The 18,455-nt window shown below is 63.4% G+C and carries 16 protein-coding genes; 7 read left to right on the top strand and 9 right to left on the bottom strand.

Translation table 11 applies throughout. The annotated features are described in order from the left end of the window. Positions 1-113: 113 nt before the first annotated feature. Positions 114-1,748 (top strand): NAD(P)/FAD-dependent oxidoreductase, encoded by a 1,635-nt coding sequence (locus tag JYK05_RS11595; RefSeq protein ID WP_206467111.1) that lies wholly within the window; start codon positions 114-116, stop codon positions 1,746-1,748. A 354-nt stretch (positions 1,749-2,102) separates the two neighbouring features. Here JYK05_RS11595 and JYK05_RS11590 read toward each other — a convergent pair whose 3' ends face one another. The 3 genes from JYK05_RS11590 to JYK05_RS11580 form a co-directional block, all read right to left on the bottom strand. Further along, complete coding sequence (locus JYK05_RS11590) at positions 2,103-3,644, bottom strand: UxaA family hydrolase (RefSeq protein ID WP_206467110.1); 1,542 nt, start codon at positions 3,642-3,644, stop codon at positions 2,103-2,105. Between the two features lie 8 nt (positions 3,645-3,652). Then, positions 3,653-4,933, bottom strand: a complete 1,281-nt coding sequence (locus tag JYK05_RS11585; protein WP_175946573.1) for an MFS transporter — start codon at positions 4,931-4,933, stop codon at positions 3,653-3,655. Positions 4,934-5,056: 123 nt separating this feature from the next. Beyond that, the gene (locus JYK05_RS11580; RefSeq protein ID WP_206467109.1) at positions 5,057-6,187 is read right to left on the bottom strand and encodes a mannitol dehydrogenase family protein; all 1,131 of its coding nucleotides are present in this window, start codon (positions 6,185-6,187) and stop codon (positions 5,057-5,059) included. A gap of 267 nt (positions 6,188-6,454) precedes the next feature. Here JYK05_RS11580 and JYK05_RS11575 point away from each other — a divergent pair, with 267 nt between their 5' ends. Then, complete coding sequence (locus JYK05_RS11575; RefSeq protein WP_206467108.1) at positions 6,455-7,153, top strand: FadR/GntR family transcriptional regulator; 699 nt, start codon at positions 6,455-6,457, stop codon at positions 7,151-7,153. Positions 7,154-7,200: 47 nt separating this feature from the next. Here JYK05_RS11575 and JYK05_RS11570 read toward each other — a convergent pair whose 3' ends face one another. Further along, complete coding sequence (locus JYK05_RS11570) at positions 7,201-7,521, bottom strand: hypothetical protein (protein ID WP_061125643.1); 321 nt, start codon at positions 7,519-7,521, stop codon at positions 7,201-7,203. Positions 7,522-7,904: 383 nt separating this feature from the next. Between JYK05_RS11570 and JYK05_RS11565 the strand changes: the two genes are divergently transcribed. Further along, a complete protein-coding gene (locus JYK05_RS11565) occupies positions 7,905-8,774 on the top strand; it encodes an SAM-dependent methyltransferase (protein WP_206467107.1) in 870 nt (289 codons plus the stop codon). Here the strand turns inward: JYK05_RS11565 and JYK05_RS11560 are convergent, their stop codons facing one another. Then, positions 8,775-9,329: a DUF1415 domain-containing protein gene (locus tag JYK05_RS11560; protein ID WP_206467106.1), complete on the bottom strand. Its 555-nt coding sequence runs from the start codon at positions 9,327-9,329 to the stop codon at positions 8,775-8,777. Continuing rightward, the gene (locus JYK05_RS11555) at positions 9,326-9,985 is read right to left on the bottom strand and encodes a TetR/AcrR family transcriptional regulator (protein WP_206467105.1); all 660 of its coding nucleotides are present in this window, start codon (positions 9,983-9,985) and stop codon (positions 9,326-9,328) included. Before JYK05_RS11555 ends, JYK05_RS11560 begins: the two co-directional genes overlap by 4 nt. A 113-nt stretch (positions 9,986-10,098) precedes the next feature. Between JYK05_RS11555 and JYK05_RS11550 the strand changes: the two genes are divergently transcribed. Both JYK05_RS11550 and JYK05_RS11545 read left to right on the top strand, forming a co-directional pair. Further along, positions 10,099-11,382 (top strand): MFS transporter, encoded by a 1,284-nt coding sequence (locus JYK05_RS11550; RefSeq protein WP_175946584.1) that lies wholly within the window; start codon positions 10,099-10,101, stop codon positions 11,380-11,382. Between the two features lie 74 nt (positions 11,383-11,456). Then, on the top strand, positions 11,457-12,053 hold the full coding sequence (locus JYK05_RS11545; protein WP_175946586.1) for a nitroreductase family protein: 597 nt from the start codon (positions 11,457-11,459) through the stop codon (positions 12,051-12,053). Between the two features lie 246 nt (positions 12,054-12,299). Here the strand turns inward: JYK05_RS11545 and JYK05_RS11540 are convergent, their stop codons facing one another. Continuing rightward, positions 12,300-13,787, bottom strand: coding sequence for an MFS transporter (locus JYK05_RS11540; RefSeq protein ID WP_206467104.1), 1,488 nt, complete (start codon positions 13,785-13,787; stop codon positions 12,300-12,302). A gap of 185 nt (positions 13,788-13,972) precedes the next feature. Between JYK05_RS11540 and JYK05_RS11535 the strand changes: the two genes are divergently transcribed. Beyond that, complete coding sequence (locus JYK05_RS11535) at positions 13,973-15,223, top strand: Hsp70 family protein (protein WP_206467103.1); 1,251 nt, start codon at positions 13,973-13,975, stop codon at positions 15,221-15,223. An 87-nt stretch (positions 15,224-15,310) separates the two neighbouring features. Here JYK05_RS11535 and JYK05_RS11530 read toward each other — a convergent pair whose 3' ends face one another. Next, positions 15,311-15,514, bottom strand: a complete 204-nt coding sequence (locus tag JYK05_RS11530) for a cold-shock protein (RefSeq protein WP_007000074.1) — start codon at positions 15,512-15,514, stop codon at positions 15,311-15,313. A gap of 452 nt (positions 15,515-15,966) precedes the next feature. Between JYK05_RS11530 and JYK05_RS11525 the strand changes: the two genes are divergently transcribed. Then, positions 15,967-17,559 (top strand): APC family permease, encoded by a 1,593-nt coding sequence (locus JYK05_RS11525; RefSeq protein WP_206467102.1) that lies wholly within the window; start codon positions 15,967-15,969, stop codon positions 17,557-17,559. 74 nt (positions 17,560-17,633) lie between these two features. Here the strand turns inward: JYK05_RS11525 and JYK05_RS11520 are convergent, their stop codons facing one another. Continuing rightward, complete coding sequence (locus JYK05_RS11520; protein WP_206467101.1) at positions 17,634-18,419, bottom strand: class III extradiol ring-cleavage dioxygenase; 786 nt, start codon at positions 18,417-18,419, stop codon at positions 17,634-17,636. Between the last annotated feature and the right edge of the window lie 36 nt (positions 18,420-18,455).

Raw genomic sequence — 18,455 nt, 5'->3', positions numbered from 1 at the left:
TTTTGCGTTTTCTGTCACCGCGCCGCAGTGCGTGAGTCGACCCGCGCGGCGAACCGATGTGGTCGCGCTAAAATGCCCACCATATTGCGCATCGTCGTTGTCATCGAGTTCTCATGCTACGTTTAAGCGAAATCAAACTCCCGCTGGATCATCCCGAGTCCGCCATCAGACCCGCCGTCATCGCGCGTCTGGAGGAAATCGGGATTGGGGCGGAAGAACTCGTCGATTTCCAGGTCTTCCGTCGCGCTCACGATGCCCGCAAACGCGCGGACATCAAGTTGACGTACATCATCGATGTCACTGTGAAGGACGAAGCGTTCGCGCTCGATCGCCTCAAGGCGCACCCGCATCCGCACTGCGGCGTGACACCCGACATGACGTACCACTTCGTGACGCAAGCGCCCGAACGGTCCTCAATGCTGCGACCGGTGGTCATCGGCATGGGGCCTTGCGGGCTATTCGCCGGGCTGATTCTCGCGCAAATGGGTTTTCGGCCGATCATCCTCGAGCGCGGGAAAGCCGTGCGAGAAAGAACGAAAGACACATGGGGACTCTGGCGGCGAAACGAACTGCAGCCCGAGTCCAATGTGCAGTTCGGCGAAGGCGGTGCCGGTACGTTCTCGGACGGCAAACTGTATAGCCAGATCAAGGATCCGAAGCACTACGGCCGGAAGGTCCTGGACGAATTCGTCAAAGCAGGCGCACCGGAAGATATCCTTTATCTGAGCCGCCCGCACATCGGCACATTTCGGCTAGTCAGCATGGTCGAGAAGATGCGCGCGACGATCCACCAACTCGGCGGCGAAGTGCGTTTCCAGCAGCGCGTCGAAGACATCGACATCGATAACGGCAAGGTGCGCGGCCTGCGCCTGTCGACCGGTGAAACGCTTCGCTGCGATCACGTCGTGCTGGCCGTCGGCCATAGCGCGCGCGATACCTTCGAGATGCTGCACAAACGCGGCGTTTTCATGGAAGCCAAGCCGTTTTCGCTGGGCTTCCGCATCGAGCATCCGCAGGGGGTGATCGACCGTAGTCGCTTCGGCAAGTTCGCCGGGCACGAGCGCCTGGGCGCTGCCGACTACAAAGTGGTGCATCACTGCAGCAACGGGCGCTCCGTTTACAGCTTTTGCATGTGCCCGGGCGGTACGGTCGTCGCGGCGACATCCGAGCCTGGGCGCGTCGTCACGAACGGCATGAGCCAGTACTCGCGCGCTGAGCGGAATGCGAACGCGGGCATCGTCGTCGGGATCACGCCGGACGATTATCCCGGCGGTCCGCTGGCGGGAATCGCGTTTCAGCGGAAGTGGGAGGAGCGCGCGTTCGAACTCGGCGGCGGCGATTATTGCGCGCCTGCGCAGCTCGTCGGCGATTTCATTGCCGGCCGTCCGTCGACGTCGCTCGGTTCGGTGATTCCGTCATACAAGCCGGGCGTCAAGCCGACCGACCTTAGTACGGTTTTGCCCGATTACGTGATCGAGGCGGTCCGCGAAGCGTTGCCGCAGATCGACAAGAAGCTCCCCGGCTTCGCCATGCACGATGCGGTGTTGACCGGCGTCGAGACGCGTACGTCTTCGCCGTTGCGCGTGCGTCGAAAGGAAGACTATCAAAGCGTGAATGTTGAGGGCCTATACCCGGCAGGCGAGGGCGCGGGCTACGCGGGAGGCATCTACTCGGCGGCGATCGACGGCATCGAAGTCGCAGAGGCGGTAGCTCTGCAGATGATGGCGGAGCATTCCGCGACGGTCTGAGTCAGCGCGAAGGTGCCGGACCAACCACGCATCGTTGCTTATCGAGCGCTGGTCATCGTGTCGCCGAACGCGCCGTTGGTCGACTGGATCGATTGCGCCGAGCCTCATGGAAACGCCGGTCCGCCGTCACACTCGACGGGGCCCAGAAAGACCTAAACGCATTCCTGATACGTGTGCGCATGAACGATCAGGAAGCTTGCAACGAACGATGATTCGAGCGCAATTGGCGCCCGATCTCCAAGCAAATGCTCGCGAATGGGTATGTGAACGGAAGCCCGCGACCGCGCAACCACTCGCGAAAGTTCTTCCGCGAATGGTGCGCCGTCCGATTGCACCGCGTGCCCAAAACCTGAATCAAGTCACGACGCCCACCTGCCACGGCACGAATTCACTCTGCCCGTAGCCATGCTGCTCGCTCTTCGACGGCACGCCTGACGCGCAGTCCAGCATCATCTGGAAAATCTCGTCGCCGAGCTGGTCGATCGTCGCGGTGCCGTCGATCACGCCGCCGCAATTGATATCCATGTCGTCTTCCTGCCGCTCCCACAGCGCCGTGTTCGTCGCGAGCTTGAGCGAAGGCGACGGCGCGCAGCCGTAAGCCGAACCGCGGCCCGTGGTGAAGCAGATCAGGTTCGCGCCGGATGCCACCTGGCCGGTCGCGGACATCGGATCGTAGCCGGGCGAATCCATGAAAACGAAGCCCTTCGCGTCGATACGCTGCGCGTACTCGTACACCTCGACGAGATTGGTCGTGCCGCCCTTGGCGACCGCGCCGAGCGATTTCTCGAGAATCGTGGTCAGCCCGCCGACCTTGTTGCCCGCCGACGGGTTGTTGTCCATTGCCGCGCCGTTGCGCTCGCAGTAGCTCTCCCACCACTTGATGCGCGCAAGCAGCTTTTCGCCGACTTCCCGGCTCACCGCGCGCCGCGTCAGCAAATGCTCTGCGCCGTACACCTCGGGCGTTTCGGAAAGAATCGCCGTGCCGCCGTGCGCAACGAGCTTGTCGACTGCCGCGCCGAGCGCCGGATTCGCCGAGATGCCGGAATAGCCGTCCGAGCCGCCGCACTGCAAGCCGACGATCAGATGCGACGCCGGCAACGGCTCACGCCGCACGCGGTTGGCGTCTGCGAGCATCTCTTTCACCATCGCGATGCCGCGTTCGATGGTTTTCCGCGTGCCGCCGCTATCCTGAATGGTGAAGCTGCGCAGCCGCTCGCCGTCCTTCAATCCGGCCGATTCCAGCACGCCGCCGATCTGGTTCGTCTCGCAGCCCAAGCCGACGAACAGCACCGAATGAAAGTTCGGATGCACAGCGTAGCCGGCGAGCGTCCGCCGCAAAATGCCGAGCCCTTCGCCTTGCATGTCGATGCCGCATCCCAGACCGTGCGTGAGCGCGATCACGCCATCGACGTTCGGATAATCCGCCAGCACTTCCGGATGCACGTCGCGCCGGAAATGGTCCGCGATGGCGCGCGCGACCGTCGCCGAGCAGTTCACGCTCGTCAGCACGCCGACGAAATTGCGCGTGGCGACGCGCCCGTCGTCTCGGCGAATGCCCATGAACGTGGCCGGCGACTCGACGAACGGCGTCGGATGCTTGTCGACGCCGAACTCGTGTTCGCGCGCGAAATCGGACATCGAGAGATTGTGCGTGTGCACGTGCTGGCCGCGCGCAATCGCCTCTTTCGCCACGCCGATGATCTGGTTGTAGCGTTTGACGGGCTCGCCCGCCGCGATCGCGCGGGTCGCGATCTTGTGGCCCGGCGGAATCAGCCCGGTGACGACGAGATCCTCCGACGCAATGCGCGCGCCGGAGAGCAACTGACGTGTCGCGATTACGACGTCGTCTTTCGGATGCAGCCGGATGACCGCATGGTCGTTGGATACGGTGGACATGATCTTTCTTAGATGGTGGAGGGTGCGCGCTTGTCGGCGACGGCGCGTTTGTCCGCTTCATCGAGCGGCTCGATCTTGCCGACGATCACAAGATAGCTGAACGCGCCAAGGAAGCAAAAGCCGCCCGCGACGCACAACGGAATAACGAAGGAGCCCTTGGTGATGGAAAGCATCACGCCGGTGAACGTCGTGATGACGATGCCCGCCAGGTTCGACGCGAAGTTCTGAATGCCGCCGATCGAGGCGACGTGGTCCGGCGTCGGCGCGACGTCGCTCGGAAGCGACCAGATGCTGGCCGCCGCGAACGCGAGGCTCGCGTAAGCAATGCCGAAGAACGCAAGCATCAGATAGATGTTCGACGTGAACGCCGACAACGTGATGACCGACGAAAGCAGCATGCCGCCGACCATGCAGGTCTTGCGCGCCGCGGTCAGGCTCCAGCCGCGCTTGAACAGCGAGTCGGAGACGAAGCCGCCGAGCCAGCCGCCCGGAATCGACATCAGCGCGGGAATCGTGCCGAGCGTGCCGAGCGATTTCAGCGAGAAGCCGTGCGCCTGAACGAGATAGCTCGGGAACCACGTGATGAAAAAGTAGATAACGAAGTTCAGGCAGAAGAAGCCGAGCATCATGCCCCACAGCGTGCGGTACTTGAACAGCGAGGCCCACGACACTTTGTTCTTCGGGGCAACCGGTTGCGGCGGCACATCCACTTCGCCGGTGAGGTCGCCCTTCGACTTGTTCCGGTAGATCGCGAACCAGCCCACAATCCACACGAAGCCGAGCAGGCCGGTGATCACGAACGACGCTTCCCAGCCGAACGAACTGATGATCAGCGCGACGACAGGAATCGACAGCGCCGAGCCGACGCGCGAGCCGCTATCGAAGATGCTGGTCGCGAAGGCGCGCTGCTCTTTCGTGAACCATTGCGACACGAGTTTCGCGCACGACGGATACGCGCCCGCTTCGCCGATGCCGAGCATCAGCCGGCAGCCGAACATGCCAGCGACGCTCGTGGTCACCGCGGTCAGCGCCGTGAACACCGACCACCAGCCGACCGCCAGCGGGAGCGCGATGCGCGCGCCGACGCGATCGACGAACCAGCCGAACGGCATCTGCATCAGCGCGTAGGTCCAGAAGAAGCCGCTCAGAATGAAGCCCATCTCCGCGGGCCCGATGCCGAGCGCCTTTTCGATCTGAGGGGCTGCGACCGCGAGATTCGCACGGTCGATGTAATTGATGGCGATGGCCAGAAAGGCCAGAAATATCACTACCCAACGCATCTTGCGCATTTGTTGTCTCCTGCTGGAAGCGGCACTACGTTCGTGTCGGCCGGTCCGCCTTATGCCGCGCGGCGGGCCGTGTTTATGAAATTCATGGCGCTGTCCGCTTCTGCGGCGGACTGGCGTAGTTAATCAGTGTGTCGTCGTTTGCAAGGCCTCGCGCAGTCGTTTTTGCTCGACATCGAGCTTGAGCTCGCGAGCGAGCTCGATGACCGGCTGAAAGCGCCGGGCCTTCTTCTCCTCATGATTGCGCGCGATGTCCGCGAGCCGATGGACGAGAAACGGGTTCTCGAACCGGTCGCGCACGCTCGCGAGATATTCCGTCGCCACGTCGTGCTGGCCGAGCGCGGTGAACACGGGTAACACTTCGTCGCGCCAAACTGTCTCCAGCGGATCGCGGTAAGCGGGATCGCGCATGGCGTCGAGCACGGTCATGTCCGGCGCGCCGTCGCGCGTACGCCAGATTTCAGCCAGCATGGTGTGGCCGAGATTCAGCAGCAGCAATTTGAGCCGTTCGTAGTGCGCAAGATCGTCGGTCACGACGATATCGTCGTGCTCGCACGGCAGGACCATGCGCGGTTGCCGCTCGATGGCCCACAGCGCGTAAGGTTCGGCGATCGCGCCGACCGGAACGATCGGCTCCGACACGATACGGTCCACCAACGAGTTGACCCAGATGCAGTCGTTCGTCAGATAGCGGATGAAAGCGTCGTCCAGGCTCCACCCGCGCGCGACGCCACGCACGAGGTCGCGCAGCGTGTCGCCATTGCGGGAAACCAGTTCGCAGGGCAGCAGGGTGATCGGCTCGGCACCCGCGCGGAAGCGCGCATGCAAGAGCACCGCGAGCTTTGCGGCGAAGCCGCGCGGCGTGCGGCCGCCGTCGATCAGGTCGGCGGTGTCTTCATCGAAAAGCGCGTAGCCGGCATCGGCGGTATTCGAGACGATTACCTTCACGTCGCGCTGAATGCGTTGCAGAAGCAGCGGCCAGTCTTCGTTCGCGTGCAGCGCCTCGTTGATCGAATCGCTCTCGATGGTGACGTCCACAGTCTCGTCGCCCCGACGTCCGCGAATGCGTACCGGATAGCGTCCCGTCGCGCGCAGCGCATCGGTGCGGGCGCGGCTGTCCGCGCTCGACGTCGTCTGCACGACCGTAATTTTGCCGAGCGCCTTCGACGGATCGCGCCGCGCCGCTTCGGCGACGAAGAAGTCCACGTGCGCTTGCAGGAAGCGGCTCGTGCCGAACTGAAGAATCGGATTGCTCATGATTGCGTCGCTCGCGTCGTGCGGTGCATTCGCCGTGCCCGCGACGGATGACGCATTGGGCTCGGTCGTGTCCGTCTGGAAACGGTTCCAGCGGGATCGAAAAAAAGGTGGCCACGTGGCCTTACCAGATCGCATACTAGTGGCTTGAATCGTGATTGGTCAAGCCACTTGTAAGCCGCGAATGTTCGCTGAACCGCCCGCCTACGGTGCTTCAGCACCTCGCCTGATTACAATCCACGTTTTCCCCGAGCTTTCAGGAGTCAACACGTGAGTGTGAAACCACCGGAGACGCGGCGTCTTTATTTGCAAATCGCCGACAAGCTGCGCGGGTTGATCGAACAGAAGGATTTCGCGCCGAACGGCCGGCTGCCTTCCGAGCGCGAACTGGCGCAGACGCTCGGCGTGTCGCGGCCGTCCGTGCGCGAGGCGCTGGTCGCGCTCGAACTCGAAGGACGCGTCGAAATCCGCATGGGGTCGGGCGTCTATATCTGCGCGACGTCGGCCGCGAAACCGCCGCGCGCCGAAGCCGAACTCGGCGAGAGTCCCATCGAGATCATGAATGCGCGCAGCGTGATAGAAGGCGCGATTGCCGCGAGCGTCGCGCCGTTCGCTCGGCCCAAGGCGCTGAAGGCGCTGCGTACGGTGTACGAAACGATGGCGCGCGAAGTGGAGAACGGCCTCATCCCAATGAGCGCGGATCGCGCGTTTCATGTCGCGATCGCGCAGATGTCCGGCAACGACGTGCTCGTGCGCACGGTCGGCGCGCTCTACGACGAGCGGCATAGCCCGCTGTCATCGACGCTTCGGGGGCATTTCGAGGGGGAAGAAACGTGGGCGGCCGCGCTGACGGAACACCGCGACATCCTTGAGGCGCTCGAGGCGCGCGACGCGGTCCAGGCTCAGGCCGCGATGCAGCGGCACATGCGCAATTCCGCGGCGCGGCTCATGACAAAACGCAAGGCGTGAAGCCGGCGCGTCCTCGAAGGGCGGGCCGGCTCGGGCGCGACGGCGCGTCAGCCCGGATAGGCTTCATCGACCTTCAAGCCGGCTAGCTTGAAGATCACGCGCAGCGTCTGCGGGGCGATGTCCCGGCGCGACGCGAGCGTCGTCAGCACGAAATCCATCACCTTGGCGTACTTGAGCATGGTCAGGCACGTTTCGATATCAGTGGAGCCGTCGCGCATCGATTCTGCAAGGCGCAGCATCTCCACGGAAATCTCTCGTGCCATTTCCAGTTCGAGCTGCTGCTTTTCGCTCCACGCCGGCATCGCGGTCAGTGCCGCAAGCATCTCCTGAAACTGCTTCTCTGCTTTTTTGTCCGGGATCGCATCCATCGCCGTCCTCTCTTGATCATGGCGCCGGCGAGTCGCATTCGCCGCGCTGTGCGTTAGGTGTTACGTAACAGAGCCACACGGCGCGAACGCCAAGCGTTGCGAAACGCGGCTTTGCTACCCAGCTTGTTGCTCCTGCCTTTTGCATCGTCGTGCGATCTTCCGGGTCGCATCGTGTGCTGTCTGTATCAATGGCCTCATTGTCAGACGATGCACGATCCGTTCCACGCGCCTTTTCGGGCCGCGTTTGCCCTCCAACCGTCAGGCGGAACAAGAGCGTCTTTGCGCTTTTGGGTAAACTTCCTCTTTTGAGACGGCAGAACCAGCGGTTAGCGCACATTCAGCGCGAACATGCTCCGCTTTTCACACTCCAGTCACTGATTACGATGGCCAAGAAGTCCACTGCCGGGTCGCCCGGCGCGTCCGATTCGCAAACCAAGCACGAAATCCGCCCAGGACAGTCCATCGAACTGCTGAAGGAACTGCATATCCTCACGCGCGACGGCAAGATGAATCAGGACAGCCGTCGCAAACTGAAGCAGGTCTATCACTTGTTTCAGTTCATCGAACCGCTTCTGGCCGATGTGCATCAGCGGCAAGGATCCGTGTCGCTTGTCGATCACGGAGCAGGGAAGTCTTACCTGGGCTTCATTCTCTACGATCTCTTCTTCAAGACTCTGCGCGATCGGTCACACATCTATGGCATAGAGACGCGCGAGGAGCTGGTAAAAAAGTCGGAAGAATTGGCACAACGGCTCGGCTTCGATCGCATGTCGTTTCTGAATCTGTCGGTGGCCGAATCGATTCATTCGCAGCAATTGCCGGACTCGGTCGATGTCGTCACCGCATTGCACGCCTGTAATACCGCAACGGACGACGCCATCCATTTCGCTCTACAGAAGAAGGCGAAGTACATCGTGGTCGTGCCGTGCTGTCAGGCGGAAGTCGCGTCGGTGCTGCGTAAGAACAAGGGACACGCGCTGTCGAAGAATGTGCTGACCGAAATGTGGCGGCATCCGTTGCACACGCGCGAATTCGGGAGCCAGATCACCAATGTGCTACGTTGCCTGCAACTCGAATCGCACGGCTATCAGGTCAGCGTGACCGAGCTCGTGGGCTGGGAACATTCGATGAAAAACGAACTGATCATTGCGCAGTTCAAGGACTTGCCGCGCGGCCGTCCGGCGCAGCGGCTTTCGGACGTGCTCGAAACGCTCGGGCTCGACGAGCTCCGCGAGCGTTTCTTTACGCAGTGATTACCGTTTGTTCATCCACGCCTTGAAGCCGTCGTGTCCGAGACGGCGCAGCGTTTCGATGTTGCGCTCATAAATGTCCGACGCGTCCGGGAACGCGGCGACCGCGCGATCGATGCTCCCTTCGCGCAACAGATGGAAGATGGGAAACGGGGCGCGATTCGTGTAGTTGTCGATATCGTCCGGCTGGGTGCCGTCGAACTGATACTGCGGATGAAAGCTCGCAATCTGCAACTCGCCCGCCAGCCTCAGTTCGCCGAGGAGACGTTCGGCAAAAAAGAGCGCGTCGTTGTAATGGGTGAAATCGGCGAAGGCGTCGGGCGTAATGAAAAGCGTCGTGTCGATGACGTTCGGATCGCTCTCGTGCAACAGGCGCAATTCGTCCGTGAGTTCCACGACTACGTCTTCCACGGTTCGCGCTTCGCTCACCACATAACGAATCTGTCCCTTCACGTGCACGGTTTTGGCGAACGGACACAGATTGAGGCCGATGACCGCTCGCGTGAGCCAGTGCTCGGTGGCCGCGATGACATCTTCGCGGGTGCTTCGGTCCTTCATGAGCTTTCCTGATTTCCTTGCGGGTGATTGCTTTTCTCGCATGCTGCATCGACTAACGCGCGCGCCACGCGCGACGCCGCGCGCAGCGGCCCCGAGCCGGGACCGTAAGTCTGACTGGTTGCGTACACGCCATCCAGAAGCAGCGCGAGCGATTCTGCCAGTTCCACCGGCTGTTCCGCGCCGGCTGCCTGACACTTTTCGATAAAGCGCGTCATCACATAGCGTTTGTTCCGCTCGACCAGTTGCCGCGCCGGATGCGCCGGGTCGCCGAACTCACACGACACGTTGACGAACGGGCAGCCGCGATAGTCCGGCGCGGACGCGCGCTCGACCAGATCGTCAAACGCCTGCACGAGTTGTTTCACCGGATCGCCCGGATGCTTGTCGAAACTCGCTTCGAGCCGTTGCCGGAAGCGCTCGTCCATGCGCTCCAGATACGCGACGACAAGCTCGTCCTTCGACGCAAACTGCCGATACAGACTCATCTTGTTGACGCCGGCCCGCTCCACGACGGCATCGACGCCGACCGCGCGAATGCCTTCGCGATAAAAAAGTGCCTGCGCCGCGTCGAGTAGTTGCTCCTGCGCCGTTGCGCCGTCGGTACGAACCTGACGGCGGGCAGGGGTTTTCACCGGGGCGGCGGGTGATCGTGTCAAAGTCGGATCCTCAAAAACTGGATTGGTCTTGACATGTTACCGATCAGTAACTAAGCTCGCAACTCCAATGTGACTGATCAGTAACGAACAACAATCAACCGAGCGGAGCGGCGATGAATTGGGTAGCGAAACGGCTTGACGGCCGCATGCACTACGGATGGGTGACGGTGGGCGTCGTGTTTCTGGTGCTGCTGGCCGCAGCCGGCACGCGCGCCACGCCGAGCGTGATGATGCTGCCGCTCGAAAAGCAACTCGGCTGGTCACGCGGCACCATTTCACTTGCGATTTCCATCAATCTGGCGCTGTACGGCTTGACCGGACCGTTCGCCGCCGCCGCGATGCAGCGTTTCGGCGTGCGTCCGACCTTGCTCGCCGCGCTGGCGACGCTCGCGGCGGGCGTCGGCGCGTCTTCGATGATGACCGCGCCGTGGCAAATGGTGCTGGTCTGGGGCGTGGTGGTCGGCGGCGCGACGGGCGTCGCTGCCCTGACGCTTTCGGCTACGGTCGTGAATCGCTGGTTCACGACGCATCGCGGCCTCGCGATGGGCATTCTCACCGCAAGTTCGGCCACCGGTCAGCTCGTGTTCCTGCCGTTCCTCGCGTCCATTTCCGAGCACCACGGCTGGCGGCCGGTCGTGTTCGTGGTCGCGGCGGCGGCGGCGGTCGTGCTGCCGCTCGTCGCGTGGCTCCTTCCCGAGCGTCCGGCCGATGTCGCGCTGCGACCCGTCGGAGAGGCCGCCGGCACGCCGCCCGCCGCCGCTGCGGCACATAAGAATCCGATCAAGGTGGCGTTCGGCGCGCTGTCGTCGGCGAGCAGGACGCGCGATTTCTGGCTGCTCTTCTTCAGCTTCTTCGTTTGCGGCGCGAGCACGAACGGCTATGTCGGCACGCATCTGATCGCCATGTGCGCGGATTACGGCATGACGCAGGTGCAGGGCGCGACGCTGCTCGCCGCGATGGGCATTTTTGATCTCTTCGGCACCACGCTTTCCGGCTGGCTTTCCGACCGCTTCAACGCGCGCGTGCTGCTCTTCTGGTACTACGGGCTGCGCGGGCTGTCGCTGATGTATCTGCCGTATGCGTTCGGCATCGATTTCTTCGGTTTGCCGGTCTTTGCGGTGTTTTACGGCCTCGACTGGATCGCCACCGTTCCGCCGACCGTGCGTCTCGCCACCGACGTGTACGGCAAGGAATCCGCGCCGATCGTGTTCGGCTGGATCGTCGCGGGGCATCAGCTGGGCGCGGCGTTCGCGGCGCTGGGCGGCGGCATGTTGCGGTCGAGCCTCGGCAGTTACACCGTCGCGACGATGATCTCCGGCGGACTTTGCCTCGTCGCGGCGGTGGCGGTGCTGCGCATCAACCGCGCGCGGCGTGCTGCCGGCGTGGCCGCGACTTGACGCGAGAGCGGTGTCTGCGTGCTGCGGCGTCCTTGTTTATGCTTGCTCTTTCTCACATGACAAGGAGTCACGCCATGAGTGCAAAGCCCGCTCCGACCGACATCGACATTCACGATCTGCTGGCCGGCCGCTGGAGCCCGCGCGCGTATTCGAACGAGCCGGTCGACCGCGCACAGTTGCATCGGTTGCTGGAAGCGGCCCGCTGGGCGCCGTCGTCGAGTAATTTGCAGCCGTGGCGATTTCTCGTGTTCGACCGTCATCGCGACGAAGCGGCGTTTCAGCGGGCGTTCGACACGCTCGTGCCGTTCAACCAGAAGTGGAACGCGAACGTGCCGTTGCTGATCTGCGTGGCGGCGTTCACGCAGACGCCGAAGGGCGAGCCGAATCAGGCAGCCGCCTACGACACCGGCGCGGCCGCGATGGCGCTCGTGCTTCAGGCGCACGCGCTGGACCTCGCGGCGCATCAGATGGGCGGCTTCGACCGCGACGCTTTCCGCGCTGCGTTCTCGGTGCCGGACGATGTGCAGCTGATCGCGATGATTTCGGTCGGGCATCACGGCGACGCGAGTCAGCTGGACGAAACCTTGCGCGAGAGGGAAACCGCGCCGCGCACGCGTCGGCCGTTGGGGGAGACGGCGTTCGAGGGCGCGTGGGGGAAGGCGTTTGGTTGAGCGAGGGTGTCGGCGTCGGTGATCGTCGGGCGTCGCCGGGACGCCGGTTCGATTGGCGAAATCGTATAGCGAAGGCGAAACCGCCGCGCGCGCCCGCCGACTCTGCGGCGCGTGTGGCAAGGCGTTTGGCCGAAAATACGGAGTCGGTGAGCGTCGGCCATTACGGCGACGCGAGTCTCCTGGGCGAAAAGCTGCGCGAGACAGCTTCCGCCAGCCCACGAAACAAGCGTCCGGCTGCGCTCAGACTCAATGATCATCCGCGGCCGACAGCGGCCGAGCCACGTCCTCCAGAGACTTCCGCTCTGCCGCGACGCCCCAGATGCCCGCGACCACCGCCGCCGCGACCATCAGCGCCGAGCCGATCAGATAGCCGATAAAGACGGCGCCGCGCTCGTGCGTGTCGATCAAATGCCCGAAAAGCGCCGGTCCGATGATTCCGCCGAGCGCCGTCCCGAACGCATAAAACACGGCGATCGCCAGCGCGCGGATTTCGAGCGGGAACGTCTCGCTCACCGTCAGATACGCCGAACTCGCCGCCGCCGACGCGAAGAAGAAAATAATCATCCACGCGATGGTCTGCGTCGTCACCGTGAGCATGCCTTGCGTGAACATCCACCCGCTGATCGTCAGCAGCACGCCTGACGTGGCGTACGTGAACGCGATCATCCGGCGGCGGCCGAGCACGTCGAACAGCTTGCCGAGCAGCACGGGCCCCAGAAAATTGCCGGCGGCGAACGGCAGCACGTACCAGCCGATGTGATCGCCCGGTACGTGATAGAAGTCCGTCAGCACCAACGCGTAGGTGAAAAAGATCGCGTTGTAGAAAAACGCCTGCGCGGTCATCAGCATCAGCCCGACGAGCGAGCGCCGCCGATGCACCTTGAAAAGCGTATCGGCGACTTCCCGCAGCGGCGTGTGTTCGCGGGCGTGCAGCCGCAGCGGCTTGACGGGCGTGTCCGGCACGGTCACGCCGTGCTCGCGGAAATGCGCTTCGATGTCGTCGACCACCTGTCGCGCTTCGTCTTCGCGGTTGTGCGTGATGAGCCAGCGCGGGCTTTCCGGCACCCACATGCGCATGAACAGAATCGTGAGGCCGAGCGCCGCGCCAATCAGAAAGCAGCCGCGCCAGCCCCAATCGGGCGGCAGCACGCCCGGATCGAGCAGCACCAGCGACCCCGCCGCGCCGATGCCCGCGCCGACCCAGAACGTGCCGTTGATCGCGAGGTCGGTCCAGCCGCGCAGCCGGGCGGGCGTGAATTCCTGAATCGTCGAATTGATGGCGGTGTATTCCCCGCCGATGCCCGCGCCCGTCAGGAAGCGAAAGAGCACGAACGAGGCAAGATTCCACGAAAAGGCGGTCGCGGCGGTGGCGGCCACGTAGAGAAACAGCGTGATGAAGAACAGCTTGCGCCGTCCGAGCCGGTCCGTGAGCCAGCCGAATCCGAGCGCGCCGACCACCGCGCCTGCGATATACGCGCTGCCTCCGAAGCCGACATCCGCGTTCGAGAAGCGCAACACCGGACTGGTTTTCAGCGCGCTCGCGACCGCGCCGGCGAGCGTGACTTCGAGCCCATCCAGCAGCCAGGTGATGCCGAGCGCAAAGACGATGAGCGTATGAAAGCGGCCCCACGGCAGACGGTCGAGCCGGCCGGGCAAATCGGTGTCGATAATGCCGGATCGCTCACCCGAGCGGGCTGTCGAACGGGTGTCTTCGGGTGCGGTGGTTTCGTTCATAACGTCCGGCCGTCGGCGGTTGAGCGACGCAGAGGCCGGAGCAAGCTGCATTCCGCGTTTCTCGGGCTAACCCAACAGGCTAAATTTAGCCTGCGAAAGATTGATGATGCACGCGTCGCCGTGGTACAAACCCCGTCCACGTTTTTTGATACGCGGCGTTGCCTCGTAACGCCGCCGCGAATCCCATGACCTATTGCGCGATCGATTTCGGCACGTCGAACTCTGCCGTCGCCCTGCCCGATGGCCTGCGCATGCGGCTCGCGCCCGTCGAGGGCGACGCGACCACGCTGCCGACCGCCGTCTTCTTCAACACCGACGAAAACGAGCAGTCGTACGGCCGGGCGGCGCTGGAGGCGTACATCGACGGCTTCGACGGCCGTCTGATGCGCTCGATGAAGAGCATTCTCGGCTCGCCGCTCGCGGATAACGTCACCGATCTTGGCGACGGCTCCGCGATCAAATACACCGACGTCATCACGTTGTTCCTTCAGCACCTCAAGCAGAAGGCGCAGGCGGTGGCGCCCGAACCGCTGACCCGCGCCGTGCTGGGCCGGCCGGTGTTTTTCGTCGACGACGACCCGCGCGCCGACCGCATGGCGCAGCAGCAACTCGAAGCGTGCGCGCACGCGGTCGGTTTCCGCGAGATTCACTTCCAGTTCGAACCGATCGCCGCGGCCTTCGACTATGAGGCGCGTCTCACGCAAGAAGGACTCGTGCTCGTCGCGGACATCGGCGGCGGCACGTCGGACTTTTCGCTGGTGCGCGTGGGGCCGGAGCGGGCGCGTCAACTGGATCGCAAAAGCGATGTGCTCGCGCATCATGGCGTCCATGTGGCCGGCACGGATTTCGACCGTCGCGTCGAACTCGCGACGATTCTCCGGCAGCTCGGCTATCAGGCGCTCGATCCGCAGGGCCGCGAAGTGCCGAACCGCGTCTACTTCGACCTCGCGACGTGGCATCTCATCAACACCGTCTACACGCCAAAGCGCGTCGGCGAATTGCAGCTAATGCGTCATCTGTACGTCGATCCGCGCCATCACGACCGGCTGATGCGCGTGGTCGATCGCCGGCTCGGGCACGCGCTCACCGCGCACGCCGAAGAAGCGAAGATCGACGTGTCGGCGGGCGGCGCAACCGAGATCGACATGGAGGAAATCGAGGAGGCGCTGCGCGTGCCGTTCGACGAGCAGCAGCTGATCGAGGCGGGAAAAGACGAAACGCGGCGCATCGTGGAAGCGGCGCTGGAGACGGTGAAGCGCGCGGGCGTCGCCGCGGCGGATGTCGGCGCGATCTATTTCACCGGCGGCACGACCGGCTTGCGCTTCCTCTCGGACGCGCTCGCGGCGGCGTTCCCGGGCGCGCAGCCGGTGTTCGGCGATCGGCTGGCGAGCGTGGCGACCGGTCTGGGCATTTACGCGCAGCGCGTGTTCGGCTGACGCTCAACCGTTACATTTCGCCTGACGTTTTGCACGGCCCAAAGCAAAAACCCCGCGAATGCGGGGTTTTTTTCGATCGAGCGGGTCTTAGACCGGCTTGATGTTTGCAGCTTGCTTGCCCTTCGGGCCGGTCTTGACTTCGTAGCTGACCTTCTGGTTTTCCTGAAGCGTCTTGAAGCCTTCGATGCGGATTTCCGAGAAGTGCGCGAACAGGTCTTCGCCGCCGCCATCCGGGGTGATGAAGCCAAAGCCCTTTGCGTCATTGAACCACTTGACGGTACCGGTTTCCATATTACTTATTCCAAAAAATTTGATGATTAAGGCCGAAGCCAGGGGTGCATGAAAATCAAGGAAGGGGCAATGGGACCAACCGGAGTACCGTGATGGCGAACTACGAAAGAACCACTTCACTCGCCACTTGAAATCCTGCAAGAAGGTTTATACGGCGAAACCATTTCGCGGTCAAATAATATCCGACCAGTCTGAAGGGATTTTTTGAGACACGATCCTGGCGCTTCCACACGACCCGTTTCTTCACTGCCAGCAGCCCGCGACGCCGCGCAGAAATGCTGAATTCTGAGCCGCCCGGCTGCAATCGAAAGGTGCAACCGTTAAACTACGCGCCTCGTCGAGAGGGGTTGCACCAGCGTCGCCGTGTCGCCGGCAGTTTCCCGGCATCCCGGCGAATGCGGCCGCTTAAGCCGTGTTCGACTCGCGAGCGACGCGAGACATTGGAGAAGATCGTGAAAAGTTCGATACAAAGAAATATCGGGCCGTTGGCGCTGATGCTGACCGGCCTGGGATCCATCATCGGTTCGGGCTGGCTGTTCGGGGCGTGGAAAGCGTCGCAGATCGCCGGGCCGGCCGCCATCTGCGCGTGGGTGATCGGCGCGGTCGTCATTCTGGCCATTGCGCTGACGTACGCCGAACTGGGCGCCATGTTCCCCGAATCGGGCGGCATGGTGCGCTACGCGCGTTACTCGCATGGCGCGCTCGTCGGCTTCATCGCGGCGTGGGCCAACTGGATCGCCATCGTTTCGGTAATTCCCATCGAGGCCGAAGCGTCCATTCAGTACATGAGCACGTGGCCGTACGACTGGGCGCACGCGCTCTTCGTCAACGAGACGCTCACCACGAGCGGGCTCGCGCTGTCCGCGCTGCTCGTCATCATCTACTTCATGCTGAATTACTGGGGCGTGAAGGTGTTCGCGCGGGCGAACACGGCCATCACCATCTTCAAGTTCCTGATTCCGGGCGCGACCATCGCGGGCCTCATCTTCACGGGCTTTCACTCGGAGAACTTCGGCACGGTGTCGAGCTTCGCGCCGTACGGCTGGCCTGCCGTGCTGACGGCGGTTGCGACGAGCGGCATCGTGTTCAGCTTCAACGGTTTCCAGAGCCCGGTGAATCTGGCCGGCGAAGCGCGCAATCCCGCGCGCAGCGTGCCATTCGCGGTGGTCGGCTCCATTCTGATCGCGCTCGTGATCTACGTGCTGCTTCAGATTGCGTACATCGGCGCGGTGAATCCGAGCGACGTCATGCAGGGCTGGAAGCACTTCCACTTCGCGTCGCCGTTCGCGGAACTGGCCATTGCGCTCAACCTGAACTGGCTCGCCGTGCTGCTCTACATCGACGCGTTCGTGAGCCCGAGCGGCACCGGCACCACCTACATGGCGACGACCACGCGCATGATCTACGCGATGGAGCGCAACAACACGATGCCGAAGATGTTTGGCAACGTGCATCCGTTCTACGGCGTGCCGCGTCCGGCCATGTGGTTCAACCTGATCGTCGCGTTCATCTTCATGTTCTTCTTCCGCGGCTGGGGCACGCTCGCGGCGGTCATCTCGGTGGCGACGGTCATTTCGTATCTCACCGGCCCGATCAGCCTGATGGCGCTGCGCCGCTCCGCGCCGGATCTCGAACGCCCGCTCAAGTTGCCGATGATGGGCGTGATCGCGCCGTTCGCATTCGTGTGCGCGTCGCTCGTGCTTTACTGGGCGAAGTGGCCGCTGACGGGCCACATCATTCTGCTGATGGTGGTTGCCTTGCCGGTGTATTTCTACTTTCAGGGCAAGACGGGCTTCGCCGGCTGGGGCCGCGATCTGAAGGCGGCGTGGTGGCTGATCGGCTATTTGCCGTCGATGGCCGTGATGTCGCTCATCGGCAGCAAGCAGTTCGGCGGCAGCGGCCTGTTGCCGTATGGCTGGGATATGGCCGTGGTCGCTGTCATGTCGCTGCTTTATTACTACTGGGGCGTGCACACCGGTTATCGCTCGGACTACCTCGACGAGCGCGAAAGCCGCGACGACATCCTGCACGAAATCGGCGCTTGACGCGTCAGCCGCAGCAGTAAAGCGAAGCCCGCCTGAACCGAACGTTCAGGCGGGCTTCGTCGTTCTGGCGCGGCTCAAGCATCCGCGAAAACGTAGTTGGTCATGGCCAGCGCGCGCTGGAAGGTGCCGAGCGACTGGATGCGCAAGTCGTAATCGTCCGCCGCCGCGCCGAGCGCGCCGAACACGGGCAGCAGATGCTCGTCGGTCGGATGCATCAGCGCGGCGTGCGGCGCGCGGGCGCGATAGTCGAGCAGCGCGTCGATGTCCCGCGCTTTCAGCCGCGACTCGAACCAGTCGGTGAACTCGACCACGCGCGGATCGGCGTCTTCCGGCCGCGCGCCGAAGTCGGCCATGCGCAGATTGTGCGTGATCTGCCCGGAACCGACGATCATCACGCCGTCATCGCGCAGATCACGCAGCGCCCGGCCGACGCGAAAGTGATGCGCCGCGTCGAGGCGCGGCTGAATGGACAGTTGCGCGACCTGCACGTCGGCGTCCGGAAACATCAGCAGCAGCGGCACCCACGCGCCGTGGTCGAGTCCGTGAACCGCCGTTGCGCTTGGCACGCCGTGAGCGCCGAGCAACGCGGCGGCGCGCTCGGCGACATCCGGCGCGCCGGGTGCCGGATAGCGGAGTTCGTAGAGCGCGGGCGGAAAGCCGTAGAAATCGTGGATAGTCTGCGGCCGCACCGCGACGCTCGCCACGGGCTGCGCCGTGCCCCAATGCGCGGACAGTACGAGAATCGCGCGAGGCTTCGGCAGCGTCGCGGCGAGCGCGGCGAATTCGGCCGACGGCATCGCCGGGTCGATCGGCAGGGTCGGCGCGCCGTGGGAGATGAAGACGGTCGGTAGTCGGCTCATGGCAGCAGCCTCGGAAGATGTGATGCCACGAATGTA

This window comes from Caballeronia sp. M1242 (genome assembly GCF_017220215.1).
In the GTDB taxonomy this organism is placed as follows: domain Bacteria; phylum Pseudomonadota; class Gammaproteobacteria; order Burkholderiales; family Burkholderiaceae; genus Caballeronia.
Note: the sequence above shows the minus strand (reverse complement) of the source record. Positions and strands in the feature narration are given on the sequence as shown.

Coding starts and splice junctions, on each gene's coding strand:
- JYK05_RS11595 (WP_206467111.1), top strand. CDS start 114: ATGCTACGTTTAAGCGAAATCAAACTCCCGCTGGATCATCCCGAGTCC.
- JYK05_RS11590 (WP_206467110.1), bottom strand. CDS start 3,644: ATGTCCACCGTATCCAACGACCATGCGGTCATCCGGCTGCATCCGAAA.
- JYK05_RS11585 (WP_175946573.1), bottom strand. CDS start 4,933: ATGCGCAAGATGCGTTGGGTAGTGATATTTCTGGCCTTTCTGGCCATC.
- JYK05_RS11580 (WP_206467109.1), bottom strand. CDS start 6,187: ATGAGCAATCCGATTCTTCAGTTCGGCACGAGCCGCTTCCTGCAAGCG.
- JYK05_RS11570 (WP_061125643.1), bottom strand. CDS start 7,521: ATGGATGCGATCCCGGACAAAAAAGCAGAGAAGCAGTTTCAGGAGATG.
- JYK05_RS11565 (WP_206467107.1), top strand. CDS start 7,905: ATGGCCAAGAAGTCCACTGCCGGGTCGCCCGGCGCGTCCGATTCGCAA.
- JYK05_RS11560 (WP_206467106.1), bottom strand. CDS start 9,329: ATGAAGGACCGAAGCACCCGCGAAGATGTCATCGCGGCCACCGAGCAC.
- JYK05_RS11550 (WP_175946584.1), top strand. CDS start 10,099: ATGAATTGGGTAGCGAAACGGCTTGACGGCCGCATGCACTACGGATGG.
- JYK05_RS11545 (WP_175946586.1), top strand. CDS start 11,457: ATGAGTGCAAAGCCCGCTCCGACCGACATCGACATTCACGATCTGCTG.
- JYK05_RS11540 (WP_206467104.1), bottom strand. CDS start 13,787: ATGAACGAAACCACCGCACCCGAAGACACCCGTTCGACAGCCCGCTCG.
- JYK05_RS11535 (WP_206467103.1), top strand. CDS start 13,973: ATGACCTATTGCGCGATCGATTTCGGCACGTCGAACTCTGCCGTCGCC.
- JYK05_RS11530 (WP_007000074.1), bottom strand. CDS start 15,514: ATGGAAACCGGTACCGTCAAGTGGTTCAATGACGCAAAGGGCTTTGGC.
- JYK05_RS11520 (WP_206467101.1), bottom strand. CDS start 18,419: ATGAGCCGACTACCGACCGTCTTCATCTCCCACGGCGCGCCGACCCTG.